Source organism: Pseudothauera nasutitermitis, from assembly GCF_004801295.1.
Taxonomy (GTDB): Bacteria; Pseudomonadota; Gammaproteobacteria; order Burkholderiales; family Rhodocyclaceae; genus Pseudothauera; species Pseudothauera nasutitermitis.
The window spans coordinates 177,953-194,085 of sequence record NZ_SSOC01000003.1; the positions used below are offsets into that span (position 1 = coordinate 177,953).

The 16,133-nt window shown below is 67.7% G+C and carries 11 protein-coding genes; 5 read left to right on the plus strand and 6 right to left on the minus strand.

Features of this window, described 5'->3' with window-relative positions; all coding sequences use genetic code 11:
* Window positions 1–3 precede the first annotated feature (3 nt).
* The 6 genes from E6C76_RS08140 to acs all read right to left on the minus strand — a co-directional run bounded on the left by E6C76_RS08140 (window position 4) and on the right by acs (window position 9,926).
* The gene (locus E6C76_RS08140; RefSeq protein WP_136347746.1) at window positions 4–2,046 is read right to left on the minus strand and encodes a VC_2705 family sodium/solute symporter; all 2,043 of its coding nucleotides are present in this window, start codon (window positions 2,044–2,046) and stop codon (window positions 4–6) included.
* A gap of 28 nt (window positions 2,047–2,074) precedes the next feature.
* Window positions 2,075–4,249 carry an exonuclease domain-containing protein gene (locus E6C76_RS08145; RefSeq protein ID WP_136347747.1) on the minus strand — a complete coding sequence of 725 codons (2,175 nt, stop codon included), beginning with the start codon at window positions 4,247–4,249 and terminating at the stop codon, window positions 2,075–2,077.
* 3 nt (window positions 4,250–4,252) lie between these two features.
* The gene (locus tag E6C76_RS08150; protein WP_136347748.1) at window positions 4,253–4,624 is read right to left on the minus strand and encodes a response regulator transcription factor; all 372 of its coding nucleotides are present in this window, start codon (window positions 4,622–4,624) and stop codon (window positions 4,253–4,255) included.
* A gap of 20 nt (window positions 4,625–4,644) precedes the next feature.
* Window positions 4,645–7,413, minus strand: coding sequence for a sensor histidine kinase (locus tag E6C76_RS08155; RefSeq protein ID WP_136347749.1), 2,769 nt, complete (start codon window positions 7,411–7,413; stop codon window positions 4,645–4,647).
* Window positions 7,414–7,426: 13 nt separating this feature from the next.
* Window positions 7,427–7,624, minus strand: a complete 198-nt coding sequence (locus E6C76_RS08160; protein WP_136347750.1) for a hypothetical protein — start codon at window positions 7,622–7,624, stop codon at window positions 7,427–7,429.
* Between the two features lie 331 nt (window positions 7,625–7,955).
* Window positions 7,956–9,926 carry an acetate--CoA ligase gene (acs, locus tag E6C76_RS08165; RefSeq protein ID WP_136347751.1) on the minus strand — a complete coding sequence of 657 codons (1,971 nt, stop codon included), beginning with the start codon at window positions 9,924–9,926 and terminating at the stop codon, window positions 7,956–7,958.
* Window positions 9,927–10,402: 476 nt separating this feature from the next.
* Here acs and E6C76_RS08170 point away from each other — a divergent pair, with 476 nt between their 5' ends.
* The 5 genes from E6C76_RS08170 to E6C76_RS08190 all read left to right on the plus strand — a co-directional run bounded on the left by E6C76_RS08170 (window position 10,403) and on the right by E6C76_RS08190 (window position 16,129).
* Entirely contained in the window at window positions 10,403–11,743 is a 1,341-nt protein-coding gene (locus E6C76_RS08170; protein ID WP_136347752.1) for a dicarboxylate/amino acid:cation symporter, read from the plus strand.
* Between the two features lie 148 nt (window positions 11,744–11,891).
* Entirely contained in the window at window positions 11,892–13,661 is a 1,770-nt protein-coding gene (locus E6C76_RS08175) for a sensor histidine kinase (RefSeq protein ID WP_136347753.1), read from the plus strand.
* Window positions 13,658–15,022 carry a sigma-54-dependent transcriptional regulator gene (locus E6C76_RS08180; RefSeq protein ID WP_230976197.1) on the plus strand — a complete coding sequence of 455 codons (1,365 nt, stop codon included), beginning with the start codon at window positions 13,658–13,660 and terminating at the stop codon, window positions 15,020–15,022. The genes E6C76_RS08175 and E6C76_RS08180 overlap by 4 nt, the downstream gene beginning before the upstream one ends.
* Before the next feature lie 121 nt (window positions 15,023–15,143).
* Window positions 15,144–15,494 carry a type II toxin-antitoxin system Phd/YefM family antitoxin gene (locus E6C76_RS08185; RefSeq protein ID WP_168734286.1) on the plus strand — a complete coding sequence of 117 codons (351 nt, stop codon included), beginning with the start codon at window positions 15,144–15,146 and terminating at the stop codon, window positions 15,492–15,494.
* On the plus strand, window positions 15,494–16,129 hold the full coding sequence (locus E6C76_RS08190) for an AAA family ATPase (protein ID WP_136347755.1): 636 nt from the start codon (window positions 15,494–15,496) through the stop codon (window positions 16,127–16,129). The genes E6C76_RS08185 and E6C76_RS08190 overlap by 1 nt, the downstream gene beginning before the upstream one ends.
* The last annotated feature ends 4 nt before the right edge of the window (window positions 16,130–16,133 follow it).

Sequence of the window (16,133 nt, forward strand, 5' to 3'; positions counted from 1 at the left end):
GATTCAGCGCGGATCGCCTCCGGCCGGCAACTGCGGATAGCGCACGAAATCCACCAGGTCCTGGATCTCGCGCGGCGGCGGCCGGGTGCACAGGCTGACTGCCACGATGGTGGCGAAGCCCAGCGGCACGCCGAAGGCACCGGCGGCGATCGGGTTGATGCCGAACCAGGCGTTGTCCATCGACCCGCCGAAGAAGGCGTGGGTGCTGGCCAGGTAGTACAGCGTGACGCCCAGGCCGGCCAGCATGCCGGCGATGGCGCCGGGCCGGTTGGCGCGCTTCCAGAAGATGCCCAGCACCAGCGCCGGGAAGAAGGCCGCGGCGGCGATCGAGAAGGCCATGCCGACCATGAACAGGATGTGGTCGGGGCGCAGCGAGGCCACCCAGGCCGCCACCACCGCCACCACCAGCAGTTGCGACTTGGAGATCATCAGCCGGCGGTGTGTGGACGCCTTGGGGTTGATGACCTTGTAGTAGAAGTCGTGGGACAGCGCGTTGGAGATGGTCAGCAGCAGGCCGTCGGCGGTGGACAGCGCGGCAGCCAGCCCGCCGGCGGCCACCAGCCCGGCCACCACGTAGGGCAGGCCGGCGATTTCCGGGGTGGCCAGCATGATCACGTCGGTGTCGATGGACAGTTCCGCCAGTTGCAGCACGCCGTCGCCGTTGAGGTCCTCGATCTTCACCAGCCCGACCTTGCCCCACGAGGCCACCCAGGCGGGCAGTTCGGTGAGGCTGGAGCCCACCAGGTTGCTGTACACCTCCCACTTGGCGAACACCGCGTAGGCCGGCGCGGTGATGTACAGCAGCATGATGAAGAACAGGCTCCAGAACGCCGAATTGCGCGCCTCCACCACGCTGGGCGTGGTGTAGTAGCGCATCAGGATGTGCGGCAGCGCGGCGGTGCCGACCATCAGCACGAACACCAGGGCAATGAAGTTGTTGCGCGCCACGGCGGACGCCTCGGGCGAGTTGCCCGGATGCGCCTCCGCGTGGCGCGGCGGCGGGCGCGCGCGCTCCAGCGCGTGCTGGCGCTCCTTTTCCCAGCGCGCGCGCGCTTCTTCCACGGTGCGCGGCAGATCGCGCAGCGTGCGTTCGAGCAGGGCGATCTCGCGCGCCGGCGCGTTGTTCAGGCGCAGCGCGTTGAGCCGTTCGATCAACGCCGCGCGCTCGGCCTCCAGCGACACCGGCAGCTGTTCGATCTTGTGCGCATATTCCTCCGCCCGCTGGCGGTACTGGTGGCGCACACCGATTTCCGCCGGGTCGGTCAGCAGTTCGGACTCGCGCTCGCCGATCTGGCTGAGCACCGAACCGTACACCGCCGGCGGCACCGGGACGCCGGTGACCTTGTAGGACAGGATCACCACCGGCACCAGGTAGGCGATGATGAGAATCACGTACTGCGCCACCTGGGTCCAGGTCACCGCGCGCATGCCGCCCATGAAGGAGCACACCAGGATGCCCGCCAGGCCGATGAACAGGCCGATCTCGAATTCCACGCTGACGAAGCGGCTGGTCACCAGGCCCACGCCGTAGATCTGCGCCACCAGGTAGACGAAGCTGGCCAGCACGGCGGCGAACAGGCCGACCACGCGGGCAAAGTTGCCCTGGTAGCGCTCACCGAGAAAATCGGGAATGGTGTATTGGCCGAACTTGCGCAGGTAGGGCGCGAGCAGCAGCGCCACCAGCACGAAGCCGCCGGTCCACCCGGTGACGAAGGCCAGCCCCTCGAAGCCGGAGAAATACAGCATGCCGGCCAGCCCGATGAAGGTGGCCGCGCTCATCCAGTCGGCGGCGGTGGCCATGCCGTTGAACAGCGCGGGCACGCGGCGCCCGGCCACGTAGTATTCGGTGACGTCCGAGGTGCGGCTCATCACCCCGATGCCGGCGTAGATGGCGATGGTGGCGAACAGGAAGACGTGGCCGATGGCGGCCTGCGACATGCCCAAGAATTCGCCGATGGCGAGCAGCAGCACGAAGGCGATGAAGCTGCCGGTGTACCAGCTGTAGTAGCGGCGCAGCTGCCGGTTGAAGCGGTCTCCGGCGCTCATCGGGCCCGGACGTGGCGAACTGCGCGCATCAGTACTTGAGCCTCGCGTAGTAGGTCTTCTCGGCGGCCTCGCGCGCCTCGCGCAGCGTGCGGATGCCGCGCTCGGCGAGTAGCGGGATGAGCTTGATGAGCACCTCGGCGGTGACCACGGCGTCGGCCAGCGCGGTGTGCCGGCCCTCGTTCTTCAGGCCGAAGCGCTGGGCGATGGCGTCCAGGCTGTGCGATTCCTGGTTGGGATGCACCACCGCCGAGAGCAGCAGGGTGTCGAGCACCGGCTGGTCGAAGGCCAGCCCGGTGGAAGCCTCCTTGAGCTGCAGGAAGCGCATGTCGAAGGCCGCGTTGTGCGCCACCAGCACGGTGTCGGCGGAGAACGCATGGAAGGCCGGCAGCACCTTCTCGATGGGCGGCTGGCCGCGCAGCATCTCCGGGGTGATGCCGGTGATGTCCACCGCCTGGCGCGGCATCGGCCGGCGCGGGTCCACCAGCTGCTCGAAGGATTCCTGGCGCAGCAGCTTGCCGTTGAGCACCCGCGTGGCGCCGATCTGCACGATCTCGTCGCCTTCAGAGGGGTTCAGCCCGGTGGTTTCGGTATCGAACACCGTGTAGGCCAGTTCGGTGAGCAGGCGGTCGTCCAGGCCGTGGGCGCGCTCGGACCACGAGAACAGGTCGAAGTCGTAGTATTCCGGGCGCCCGGCACGCAGGCTGTCGCCGGCGTCGGGCTGCTCCTGCGGCACCGCCGCCGGCAGCAGGATGCGGAAGAAGGCGCGGTGGCGCACCTTCTCACGCTCCAGCCACATCTCGCCGCCATGGCGGTCGATGACGTCGCGCACCGCCAGCGGGCTGTTCTCCCCGGCGAAGCGCATCGGCTCCAGTTCCCAGCTCATCACCGTCTCGGTGCTCATCGCCTGGCCGGACCAGATCAGGTCCAGGTGCACCAGACGGCCCGAACCGGTCAGGCGGAAGCGCACCTCGCGTACCTCGAATTCGTCCGACAGGCGGCTGGCCAGGTAGGTGAGCGCCTGCAGCAGCGAAAAGCTGTCGACGCGCATCCACAGGCTTTCGTCCACTTCCTCGACCTTGGTGGGCAGGCCCAGCGCAGCTTCGATGCGGCCCTGCACGGCGGAGATCAGGTCGGCACCCAGCATGTCCTCCAGCGGCCAGCGCGACTTCAGCGTGTCGGCGAACTCGGTGGCGGCGCCGTCCAGGCGGGCGCTCATGGCCTGCACCTCGTCGCGGATGACCTTGCGGAAGCGCTCGCGCAGTTCGTCCTGCAGATCCGGGTAGTCGAGCATCTCGGCGGCCGCGCGCACGTTGGCCAGCGATGCCCGGTTGCCCTCGGTGAGCGTGTGGATCATCTCGTCGCGGCGCGATTCGCTCTCGAAATCGCGGGTGATGTTGTCCAGCAGCAGGATGAAGCCGGTGACCTCGCGCGCGCCCTCTCCGCCTTCCTCCCCTTCGCCGCCCGACAGCACCGGCGACATCTGCACGCGGATCAGTTGGCCGCCGCGCAGCGCGGTGACGAAGTTGGCCACCGCCTGCCCGCCAGGGCGGCGCAGGCGCTGCTGGATGGTTTCCAGCGCATGGGCGATCAGGTTGCGCTCGAACACCGCGTAGATCGAGCGCCCCAGGCCGATCAGCTCGCCGCCGCCGGCCACCCCGGGCGCCTCGGAAAGCGCGCGGAACTGGGCGCGCGCGCGGTTGTTGTAGAGCAGGATGCGGCCATCCAGGTTACAGACCACCACGCTCTGGGTGAGCTCGGACATGAGCGCCGCGAGGCGGTTCTTCTCTTCCTCGACACGGCCCTTGGCGCGCTCGATCTGCGCCTCCACGTCGTCCATCATGCCATCGCGCTGGCGGGCCAGTTCGTTGGCCACGCCGACCACCTCGCACACCTCCGGCGGGCCGGACGGTTCGACGCGGAAATCGCGGTTGGCGCCGAGCATCAGGCGCAGCTGCTCGCCCAGGCGCTCCAGCCCTTTCACGTACTGGCGGAACAGGTTGCGCACCACGGCCACGCCCAGCACGAAGCCGAAGGCGGTGACCAGAGTGCCCAGCGGCAGATGGGGCACCACCGCCTGGATCAGCATGTCGCGCTCGGCACCCCGGGATTCGAACCAGATCAGCGCGGCGGTGAGCAGGAAAGGCCCGGTCATCAGCAGGCCGAGCACCACCACCGCGAGGATGAAGCGGGTGCGCGCCGACATGGCTCAGTGCTCCGCCAGCAGGCCGCGTACCTTCTCCACCAGATCCTTGGTGGAAAACGGCTTGGTCATGTAGGCGTCCGCCCCCATCGCCAGGCCCTTGGCCACCTCGGTGTCACGCCCCTTGGCGGTGAGCATGAGGATGCGCACGCCCTTCAGCGCCGCGTCCGATTTCACCTCCTGACAGACTTCGAAGCCGCCCTTCTTGGGCATCATCACGTCGAGCAGCACCAGGTCGGGCTGCTCGGCACGGATGCGCGCGACCGCCTCCTCGCCGTCGCTGGCCACGGAAACCTCGTAGCCTTCGCGCTTCATCAGGAATTCCAGGGAAATGACGATGTTCTGCTCGTCGTCGACGATCAATATTTTCTTGGTCATGTTTGCCTCTCTCCCGCTCGCTATTCTATTTCATTGTGCGCCGCCGCTGCGGATTCCCCCCGCCCGCCCAGCGGCAGGGCGAAAGAGAAGGTCGCCCCGCCGCCCGGCGTGGACACCACCCACAGACGGCCGCCGAAATGCTCGACGATCTGCTTGCTGATCGGCAGCCCCAGCCCGGTGCCCTGCGGGCGCGAACGCTGGTCGCCGCCCTGGCGGAACTTCTCGAAGATCACCACGAGGAACTCCGGCGGGATGCCCGGACCGTTGTCGGTGACATCCACGCGCAGCAGATCGCCCTCCCGGCGCAGCGCCACGCGCACCCGCCCTTCGTCCTGCGGCACGAACTTGGCCGCGTTGGACAGCAGGTTGAGCATCACCTGCATCACGCGGTCGTGGTCGGCACGCAGCGTGGGCACCGATTCGGGCAGGTCCTGCTCCACCCGCGCGCCGCGGTCGCGGAACAGCTGCGCGGTGGTGTCCACCGCGTGCTCGACCAGTGCGCGCAGGTCGATGTCGCTGTTGTGCCATTCGGCATGGCCGGATTCGATCTTGGCCATGTCCAGCACCTGATTGACCAGGCGCGTCAGGCGCTCGGTCTCGGACACGATGATGCCCAGGAAGCGCGTGCGCTCGGCCAGGTCGATCTGCGGGTCGTCGAGCAGCATCTCGGAGAACGCGCGGATCGAGGTCAGCGGCGTGCGCAGTTCATGGGTCACCGAGGACATGAAGTCGTCCTTCAGGCGGTCCAGTTCCTTCAGCTGCTCGTTGGCGCGGCGCAGTTCGTCGGTGGCCGCCTCCAGCGCGCGCGACTTCTCCTCCAACTGGTGCGAATAGGCGCGCACCTGCGAGGCCTCGTCGAGGATGTTCATCACCTCGTCCAGCCCCAGCGGCTCCTCCTGCGCCACCGAGGACACCATGACGCGCGCCGAGGCGCTGCCGATGGCCCCGGCCAGCTGGGTCTCGGCGAAATGCACCAGCCCGGCGTCGGCCTTCAGATCCTCCACGCGCGCCACTCCGCGTTCGCGCGCATAGGCGGAAAACACCTCCATGGTCCGCCGCGTGCCGAGGAAGCGCGCCACCAGCGGCAGCAGATCGGCCACCTGCGCGCTGCCGCGCCAGAAGCTCGCCGGCAGGCCGGCCTGGCCGCGCTGGAAGACATCGACGAACAGCGTGGCCTGACTGGCCTCGCGCCCGGTTGGCGAGCGCAGCACGGAGACCAGCACGTAGCAGCCGATGTTGGCGGCCAGGCTCCAGAACAGCGCATGGCTGATGTTGTCCAGCCCTTGCAGGCCGAACAGCTGCTCGGGGCGCAGCCACGCTAGGCCGAACAGCCCGTGTTCGAGGAAGCTCGCGTCCAGCCAGCCGGACTTGGCGAACGAGGGCAGCATCAGCGTGTAGGCCCACAGCAGGAAACCCGCCGCCAGCCCGGCCAGCGCGCCGTCGCGCGTGCCGCCGCGCCAGTACATGCCGCCCAGCATGGCCGGGGCGAACTGCGCCACGGCGGCGAAACTGATCAGGCCAATGGACACCAGCGCGTAGGCTTCGCCGGCTAGGCGGAAATACAGATAGCCGAGCAGCAGCACCGCCAGGATGGCGCCGCGCCGGATGCCCAGCAGCAGTCCGGTGAGATCCGGGTCGGCGGCCTCCTTGAAGCGCCGCAGGCGCAGCAGCAGCGGCATCACCAGATCGTTGCACACCATGGTGGACACCGCGATGGTTTCCACGATGACCATGCCGGTGGCCGCCGACAGGCCGCCGACGAAGGCCAGCAGCGCCAGCCACTCCTGCCCGTGGGCCAGCGGCAGGGTGAGCACGTAGGTGTCCGGATCGGCCTGTCCGGCGCCGAACAGCAGCAGGCCGCCCAGCGCGATGGGCAGCACGAAGATGTTGATCGCCAGCATGTAGGCCGGGAATACCCAGGTGGCGCGGCGCAGATGCTGCTCGTTGACGTTTTCCACCACGGCGACCTGGAACTGGCGCGGCAGGAAGATTACCGACAGCATGGCCAGCAGGGTCATCGCGAACCAGCCGCCGTAGCCGGCGTCGCCGGTGCCGGCCAGGGTGAACAGGCTGGCCAGTTCGGCATCGGCGAACGCGCGCGAGAAGATGTCGCCGAAGCCGTCGAACAGGCCGTAGGTGACGAACAGGCCGACGGCCAGGAAGGCCACCAGCTTGACCACCGACTCGAAGGCCACGGCCGCCACCATGCCCTCGTGGCGCTCGGTGGCGTCGAGGTGACGGGTGCCGAAGAACACCGTGAACGCGGCCAGCACCAGGGCGATGTACAGCGTGCTGTCCTGCATCCAGCTGCCGGTGTGGATGGGCCGGTAGGCGCCGTCGTGCTCGCCGATCAGTAGCGCATAGCCGCTGGAGATGGCCTTCAGTTGCAGGGCGATGTAGGGCACCGTGCCGACCAGCGCGATGATGCTGACCAGCCCGCCGAGCAGATGGCTCTTGCCGTAGCGCGAGGCGATGAAGTCGGCGATGGAAGTGATGCGGTAGGTCTTGGCGATGCGGATCATCTTCAGGATGATCAGCCAGGACAGCGCGAAGCCCAGCGTGGGGCCGAGATAGATGGGCAGGAACCACACCCCGCCGGAAGCCGCCCGCCCGACGCTGCCGAAATAGGTCCATGCCGTGCAATACACCGCCAGCGAAAGCGCGTAGGTCCACGGGTTGGCGATCACCGAACGGCCCTCGCCGGCCCGCCGGTCGGCGAAGTGTGCCACGGCGAAGAGCAGCAGCAGATAGGCGAAGGAAACGCTGACGATCAGCCCGCCGGACAGCATCCGTCCGTTCTCCTCAGCGTGCCCCGCGCTCGACGATCCAGGCCACCAGCGCGATCAGCGCGGCCCACACCGCGAATACATAGACGTACAGCAGCGGAAAGCCGAAGGCCAGCTCCAGCCGGTCGAACAGCGACAGCACCGGGTAGTTGAACAGCAGCATGCCGGCCAGGAAGACCGTCACCAGCCGTTGTCCCGCAAGCCCTTTGCGCATCACCCGCCTCCTGATGTGACGCTGCCCTCGATGGCGCCGGCCTGGGCCGGCGGCCGTGCCGCTCGTTCGGCGGCATCCATGCCGGGCACGTGGTCATTGGCCTTCCGATTATAGCGATGGGCGCCGGCATGGCAGCGCCACCGGGCATGCGCGGCCGAAAAAAAGCCCCCGCGCGCTCCCGGGGGCGCTTTTTCCTTGGGACGGCCCGGCGGAAAAAAAGGCGCGTCTGCGCGCGCCTTTCTCCTCCTCCCCACGCCGGCACGGAGCCGGCCTTTGCCTCATCATCCAGGCCGGGCCGGCCTCTGCGGGCCGCTACCCGGCTTCACGCCGCTCAAGCGGACTGTTTCAACTGATCCAGGATCGCCGGATTCTCGAGGGTCGACGTATCCTGGGTGATCTCCTCACCCTTCGCCAGCTGTCGCAGCAGGCGTCGCATGATCTTGCCGGAACGGGTCTTGGGCAGGTTCTCGCCAAAGCGGATGTCCTTGGGCTTGGCGATCGGGCCGATTTCCTTGCCGACCCAGTTCTGCAGTTCCTTCACCACGGCCTTGGCTTCCTCGCCGGTGGGGCGCGGGCCCTTGAGCACCACGAAGGCGACGATGGCTTCGCCGGTGACATCGTCCGGACGGCCCACCACGGCGGCCTCGGCCACCTTCTCATGGGCCACCAGGGCCGATTCGATTTCCATCGTGCCCATGCGGTGGCCGGAGACGTTGAGCACGTCGTCGATGCGGCCGGTGATGGTGAAGTAGCCGGTGTCCTTGTCGCGGATCGCGCCGTCGCCGGCCAGGTACAGCTGGCCCTGGAAGTCGGCCGGGTAGTAGGACTTCTTGAAGCGCTCGTCGTCGCCCCACACGGTACGGATCATCGACGGCCACGGGCGCTTGATGACCAGGATGCCGCCCTGGCCGTTGGGCACCTCGGTACCGGTCTCATCGACCACCGCGGCCTGGATGCCGGGGAAGGGCAGCGTGCACGAACCCGGCACCAGCGGGGTGACGCCCGGCAGCGGGGTGATCATGTGGCCGCCGGTTTCGGTCTGCCAGAAAGTGTCCACGATGGGGCAGCGGCTACCGCCGACGTTCTCGTAGTACCACTCCCAGGCCGCCGGGTTGATCGGCTCGCCGACCGAGCCGAGCAGGCGCAGGCTGGACAGGTCGTACTTGGTGGGATGCACCGCCGGGTTGTTGTCGGCCGCCTTGATCAGCGAACGGATGGCGGTCGGCGCGGTGTAGAAGATGCTGACCTTGTGGTCCTGGATCATCTTCCAGAAGCGGCCGGCGTCCGGGTAGGTGGGCACGCCTTCGAAGACGATCTCGGTGGCGCCGCAGGCCAGCGGACCATAGGTGATGTAGGTGTGGCCGGTGACCCAGCCGATGTCGGCGGTGCACCAGAAGACATCCTCGGGCTTGATGTCGAAGGTGTACTTCATGGTCAGCACGGCCTGCAGCAGGTAGCCGCCGGTGGAATGCTGCACGCCCTTGGGCTTGCCGGTGGAACCGGAGGTATACAGCAGGAACAGCGGGTGTTCGGCCTCGACCCATTCGGGTTCGCTGGTTTCCGGCTGGCCGGCGACCACGTCGCTGTACCACTTGTCGCGCCCGGCGACCACGGTGACGTCCGCGCCGGTGCGCTTGACCACCACCACGTTCTTGACCGATTCGCAGCCGCCCAGCGCGATGGCTTCGTCGGCGATGGGCTTCAGCGGCAGCGCCTTGCCGCCACGGAACTGGCCGTCGGCGGTGATCACCGCCACCGCCTGGGTGTCGGTGATGCGGTCGCGCAGCGCCTGGGCGGAGAAGCCGCCGAACACCACCGAGTGGGTGGCGCCGATGCGCGCGCAGGCCTGCATGGCCACCACGCCTTCGATGGACATCGGCAGATAGATGACCACGCGGTCGCCCTTCTTGATGCCCAGCGCGCGCAGGCCGTTGGCCAGCTTGCACACGCGGGAGAGCAGATCCTTGTAGGTGACGCGGGTGACGTCGCCGTTGTCGGCTTCGAAGATCAGCGCGACCTTGTCGCCCAGGCCCTTCTCGACGTTGCGGTCGAGACAGTTGTGGGAAACGTTGAGCTTGCCGTCGGCGAACCACTTGAAGAACGGCGCGTTGCTCTCGTCGAGCACCTGGTTGAACGGCACCTTCCAGTCGAGCAGTTCACGCGCCTGACGGGCCCAGTAGCCCTCGTAATCGCGTTCGGCCTCCTTGCACAGCGCCAGGTAAGCATCCATGCCGGAAACCGCGGCGTTCTTGACCACTTCATCGGACGGGTAGTACAGACGGGCTTGCTGCTCGTTCGACATATCTTCCTCTCCTAACCTAACAGGTTGATTCTGCCCTCGTTTTCCGGGGCTGCTGGATGTTTCCAGTCTGGGGTCCGATTCGCCGTACGACACGCGAACTGCGCGTATTGAAGAACATCTATCTTACACACGACTTACAGTGTGAAACCACCCTGGAGTACCCGCGGCGGGCAGTATCGGCCGGCCGGCGGACGCGCCCTGCCTCCACCGGCATCGCATGGAAATCCATACGACAGAAAAGCCGTAATTATGGATTTCCATAATTACGGCGAGCCATCTATGACACATCTCCGCAATATTCATTTCTTTCAATTACTTACCAATTTGGTCTTATAAAAGACATCTGGCACCTCTCTTGCTGAAGCTGCGCCCGCGATCCCTCTGCCGCAGCGGAGGGCCTCGACGAAGCTTCTACAAAGCACGACGCGACCCGTGCCCCGCACGCCGCGTTCAGCACTTACACATCAGGAGAGAGCATGAGCAGTCCTCAGGAGCAACATAAGCCGCTGTACCGGTCGCTGTACTTCCAGGTCATCGTGGCGATCGTCATCGGTGTCATCCTCGGGCACTTCTATCCCGACACCGGCACGGCGATGAAGCCCTTCGGCGACGCCTTCATCAAGCTGATCAAGATGATCATCGCGCCGATCATCTTCTGCACGGTGGTGATCGGCATCGCCGGCATGGAAGACATGAAGAAGGTCGGCAAGACCGGCGGCCTGGCCCTGCTGTATTTCGAGGCGGCCAGCACCATCGCGCTGATCATCGGCCTGGTCATCATCAACATGGTCAAGCCGGGCGTGGGCATGCACGTCGACCCGGCCACGCTGGACTCCGCCAGCGTCGCAGCCTATGCCGACCCGAACAAGATGATCACCACCACCCAGTTCCTGCTCAACGTGATCCCGAGCACCGTGGTGGACGCCTTCGCCAAGGGCGAGATCCTGCAGGTGCTGCTGTTCTCGGTGATGTTCGGCTTCGCGCTGCACAAGTTCGGCGGGCGCGGCACGCTGGTGTTCGACTTCATCGAGAAGTTCTCCCACGTGCTGTTCGTCATCGTCGGCTACATCATGCGCGTCGCGCCCATCGGTGCCTTCGGCGCGATGGCCTTCACCATCGGCAAGTACGGCCTGGGCTCGCTGCTCTCGCTGGGCCAGCTGATGGCGACCTTCTACGCCACCTGCCTGATCTTCATCTTCATGGTGCTGGGCGCCATCGCCCGCTTCCACGGCTTCTCCATCATCAAGTTCATCAAGTACATCAAAGAAGAACTGCTGATCGTGCTGGGCACCTCGTCCTCCGAGTCGGTGCTGCCGCGCATGATGGCGAAGATGGAAAACCTGGGTGCGCGCAAGTCCGTGGTCGGCCTGGTGATCCCCACCGGCTACTCGTTCAACCTGGACGGCACCTCGATCTACCTGACCATGGCCGCGGTGTTCCTCGCCCAGGCCACCGACACGCCGATGACCCTGGTGCAGCAGCTCACCCTGCTGGCCGTGCTGCTGCTCACCTCCAAGGGTGCGGCCGGCGTCACCGGCAGCGGCTTCATCGTGCTGGCCGCCACGCTGTCGGCGGTGGGCCACGTGCCGGTCGCCAGCATCGCACTGATCCTCGGCATCGACCGCTTCATGTCCGAAGCCCGCGCGCTGACCAACCTGATCGGCAACGGCGTGGCCACCGTGGTGGTCGCCAAGTGGACCAACGACCTGGACACCGACCGCCTGCAGCGCGTGCTCAACAACGAGAAGGAGGAAGAGGCGGACGAGCCGGAAGAAGTGCTCGACCGCGTCGACCAGCACATGCCCAAGACGGTCTGAGCGCACCAGCGCGCGCGACCGCTGGCCGGTGCGCGCGTACAGCCCTTATACTGCCGATGCCCCGGCGCGCCCTGCCGCGCCGGGGCATTTTTCTTCCGGGCACCACCCACCGCACAACCGCCCCGGACCGCCACCGGATGACCACCCGATGATCCGCGTCCCGCGCCTGTCCCTGCCGTTCCGCGTGCTCGCCGCCGTTGCCCTGGTCTGCGCGCTGGCCGCGTTCAGCCACCGGATCGCGCTGGACAACGGCCTGCGCAAGCTGCGCGATGCCGAGCGCCACCGCCTGGAACTCATCTCCCTGCGCGTGCAGGGCGTGCTGGCGCGCTTCGAATACCTGCCCTCGCTGCTGGAAACCGCGCCCGACGTCATGGCGCTGTTCGACACGCCCGCCGACGACCGGCTGCGCGACACCGTCAACCGCTATCTGCACGGCGTGAACTCCACCGCCGGCGCGGAAATGCTCTACGTGCTCGACCTGGAAGGCCTGGCCATCGCCGCCGCCGACGCCGACCAGCCGGGCACGCCGCTGGGCACCGACCTCTCCTTCCGCCCCTACGTGCGCGACGCGCTGCGCACCGGACACGGACGCTTCTTCGGCCTGGGCGTGACCAGCGGCCGGCCCGGTTACTACCTGTCCTACGCCCTGCCGCGCGACGGCGCGCAGCGCGGCATCGCCACGGTGAAGATCGGCCTGGCGGACATCGAACGCGACTGGAAGCAGAACGGCGGCGAGGTGCTGCTCACCGACGAAAACGGCGTGGTCATCCTCACCAGCCGCCCGGAATGGCGCTTCCGCCCGCTGCGCCCGCTGTCCGCCGCGCGGCTGCGCGACATCGGCGAGGCCCGCCCGTATGGCGACGCCCCCCTCGCAGCGCTGGACTGGCGCGAACTCTCCGGCCCCGCGCAGGAACCCCGCGAGGTGGTGCTGGAAGGCAAGCGCTACGTGGCCTCCTCCCGCGCGCTGGAACACGGCGACTGGCACGTCTATGTGCTCGACGACGAAACCGCGGTGCGCAACCAGGCGCTCTCCGCCGCGCTGATCGCCGCGCTGGGCGGCACCGTGCTGCTGCTCGCCGGACTGCTCGCCTGGCAGCGCCAGCGCACCATCCGCGCGCGCCTGCGCAACCAGGCCGCCCTGCAGGCCGCCCATGCCGAACTGGAAAGGGACATGGCCGCGCGCACCGCCGAACTGCGCGCCGCGCGCGACGAACTCGTGCAGGCCGGCAAGATGGCCGCGCTCGGACAGATGTCCGCCGGCCTCGCCCACGAACTCAACCAGCCGCTGGCCGCCATGCACGCGCTCGCCGACAACACCGTGGTACTGATGGAGCACGGGCGCGAGACCGACGTGCGCAGCAACCTGCAGCGCCTCACCCAGCTGGTCGACCGCCTCGCGCGCATCACCCGGCAGCTCAAGGTGTTCTCCCACAAGCCCAGCGCACCACCCGCGCCCACCTCGGTGGCCCGCGCGCTGGCCAACGCCGAATTCCTCGTCGCCGCCAGCCTGCGCCAGCACGGCGTCACCCTGCGCACCGAGATCGACCCGCCCGTGCTGCAGGTCCTGGCCGACGAAACCCGCCTGGAACAGATGCTGGTCAACCTGCTGCGCAACGCCATCGACGCCGTCACCCACGGCATCGACCGGCGCATCCACGTATGCGCGCACATCGACGGCGAGCGCGTGCGCATCCGCGTCGACGACAGCGGCCCCGGCATCCGCGCCGACATCCTGCCTCGCCTGTTCGAACCCTTCACCACCAGCAAGCAGGCCGGCGTGGGCCTCGGCCTGGGGCTGTCGCTGTCCGCGCACATCGCGCGCGAACTGGGCGGCTCCCTGAGCGGCGGGAACCTGCCCGGCGGCGGCGCCCGCTTCGAAATCGTGCTGGCCCGCGCGCCGGACGCCCCCACACCATGACGGACGACATGACCGACGACATCCCCATCCGCGTCCTCTTCGTCGAGGACGACCCCGACGTGCGCCTCGGCTGTACGCAGACGCTGGAACTCGCCGGCTTCAGCGTAGACGCCCACGCCAGCGTCGAGCAGGCCCGCCCCCACGTCGCCCCCGGCGCCCCGCTGGTGGTGCTGTGCGACGTCCAGCTGCCCGGCACGAGCGGCCTGCAATGGCAGGCCGAACTGCGCGGCCTGGATGCCGACCTGCCGGTGATCCTGGTCACCGGCCACGGCGACATCGCCATGGCCGTGCAGGCCATGCGCGACGGCGCCTACGACTTCATCGAAAAGCCCTTCCCCAGCGACCAACTGATCTCCACCGTGCGCCGCGCGGTGGACAAGCGCCGCCTCACCCTGCAGGTCCAGGCGCTGCACCACCAGTTGGAAAGCTGGCACGGCATCCAGTCCGCGCTGATCGGCCGCTCCGCGCGCATGGAGCAGGTGCGCCGCACCCTGCTGGCACTGGCCGATACCTCCGCCAACGTACTGATCTACGGCGAAACCGGCACCGGCAAGGAACTCGTCGCGCGCTGCCTGCACGACCACAGCGCGCGCCGGCGCAACCCCTTCGTGCCGCTCAACTGCGGCGGCCTGCCGGAAAACCTGGCAGAGAGCGAACTGTTCGGCCACGAGGCCGGCGCCTTCACCGGCGCCAACAAACTGCGCATCGGCAAATTCGAGTATGCCCAGGGCGGCACCCTGTTCCTCGACGAAATCGAGAGCATGCCCGCCGCCGTGCAGATCAAGCTGCTGCGCGCCCTGCAGGAACGCCGCATCGAGCGCATCGGCAGCAACAAGCAGGTCGAGGTGGATTGCCGCGTGGTGGCCGCCAGCAAGGACGACCTGAAGGCGCTGAGCGACCGCCAGGCCTTCCGCGCCGACCTCTACTACCGCCTCGGCGTGGCCTTCATCGACCTGCCGCCGCTGCGCGAACGCCGCGAGGACATCCCCATCCTCCTCGAACACTTCATCCTGCAGGCCGCCAGCCTCTACCAGCGCCCCGCCCCTGCGCCGGACGCCGCCCAGCTCGCCCGCCTGATGGCGCACGACTGGCCCGGCAACGTGCGCGAACTGCGCAACGTGGCCGACCGCCTGGTACTCGGCCTGCTCGACGACACCCTCGGCCTGGGCACCGCCGCCGGGGCACCCGCCGATACCGTCGGCCTCGCCCGCCAGGTGGAGGAATTCGAGAAAACCCTGATCCGCGAGGCTCTGCGCCGCAACCAGGGCGACATCGCCGCCACCGCCGCCGAGCTCAAGCTGCCCAAGCCCACCCTGTACGACAAGGTGCGGCGCTGGCGGCTCAATGCCCCGCCCGCGTAACACACCTGCGGCCCAGCCGCCAGCCTGCAAAGCCCCCGTCCGGACAGCGGTGGCAAAAAGGGTAAATTTGCCATATTGGGAAATAAGGCTATATTTACCTCATTGTCTCCGGAGACCGTACATGGCCCAAGCGCTCAAACTCGATGCCATCGGCACCCTGCCTCGCACGCCGGCTTCCGACCTCAAACGGCTGGGCTGGCGCGGCGTGATGAAAACGGTCAGTCGTACCGGCAAGGTCGTCGTCACCAATCACAACGAGCCCGAAGCGGTCATCCTCTCCGCCGACGAATATGCCGCCATCGTCCAGGCCCTTGCCGACAGCGGTGACGATGCCGCGCTGGACGCCCTGCGCCGCCGCTTCGACCAACGTCTCGCCGCCCTGCAGGCCGACGACGCCAGCGAGCGCCTGCGCACGCTGAGCCGCGCCCCCGTCCGGCTCGACGGCCGCGTGAAGGCCGGCAGCGGCTTCTGATGCCCCGTCCGGTCATATTCATACTGGCCGGCGTCAACGGTGCCGGCAAAAGTTCAATCGGCGGGCACCTGCTGGAACGGGTCGGCCTGAACTGGTTCAATCCAGACCAGTTCGCACGCGAGCTGGTCGCAGCCACCGGTTGCGGCCAGACCGACGCCAACGCCCGGGCCTGGCAGGAAGGCATGCGCCGCCTCGACCTTGCTCTGGCGCACGGCCACGCCTACGCTTTTGAAACTACGCTTGGCGGCAACCAGGTTCCCGAGCGCCTCCGGGCCGCCACCGCCAGCCACGACGTCATCATGTGGTTCTGCGGCCTGTCCTCGCCCGAGCAGCACATCGCCCGGGTCCGGGCGCGCGTCGCGGCCGGCGGGCACGACATTCCGGAAGCCAAGATCCGTGAACGCTGGATCCGCGCCCGCGCAAACCTCATCGCGCTGATGCCCCACCTCGCCTATCTGCGCGTATTCGACAACAGCACCGACGCCGCTCCCGGCGAGCCCATCCCAGACCCCACCCCGATCCTCGAAATGCAGCACGGTCAACTGCTCTGGCCCACCGTCGCGGCAGACCTGCAACACACGCCGGATTGGGCCAAACCCCTGGTGGAAGCCGCGCTGAGCGCACCCCATGTTTAAGAAT

Coding starts and splice junctions, on each gene's coding strand:
- E6C76_RS08175 (WP_136347753.1), top strand. CDS start 11,892: ATGATCCGCGTCCCGCGCCTGTCCCTGCCGTTCCGCGTGCTCGCCGCC.
- E6C76_RS08170 (WP_136347752.1), top strand. CDS start 10,403: ATGAGCAGTCCTCAGGAGCAACATAAGCCGCTGTACCGGTCGCTGTAC.
- E6C76_RS08185 (WP_168734286.1), top strand. CDS start 15,144: ATGGCCCAAGCGCTCAAACTCGATGCCATCGGCACCCTGCCTCGCACG.
- E6C76_RS08140 (WP_136347746.1), bottom strand. CDS start 2,046: ATGAGCGCCGGAGACCGCTTCAACCGGCAGCTGCGCCGCTACTACAGC.
- E6C76_RS08150 (WP_136347748.1), bottom strand. CDS start 4,624: ATGACCAAGAAAATATTGATCGTCGACGACGAGCAGAACATCGTCATT.
- E6C76_RS08180 (WP_230976197.1), top strand. CDS start 13,658: ATGACGGACGACATGACCGACGACATCCCCATCCGCGTCCTCTTCGTC.
- E6C76_RS08160 (WP_136347750.1), bottom strand. CDS start 7,624: ATGCGCAAAGGGCTTGCGGGACAACGGCTGGTGACGGTCTTCCTGGCC.
- acs (WP_136347751.1), bottom strand. CDS start 9,926: ATGTCGAACGAGCAGCAAGCCCGTCTGTACTACCCGTCCGATGAAGTG.
- E6C76_RS08155 (WP_136347749.1), bottom strand. CDS start 7,413: ATGCTGTCCGGCGGGCTGATCGTCAGCGTTTCCTTCGCCTATCTGCTG.
- E6C76_RS08190 (WP_136347755.1), top strand. CDS start 15,494: ATGCCCCGTCCGGTCATATTCATACTGGCCGGCGTCAACGGTGCCGGC.
- E6C76_RS08145 (WP_136347747.1), bottom strand. CDS start 4,249: ATGTCGGCGCGCACCCGCTTCATCCTCGCGGTGGTGGTGCTCGGCCTG.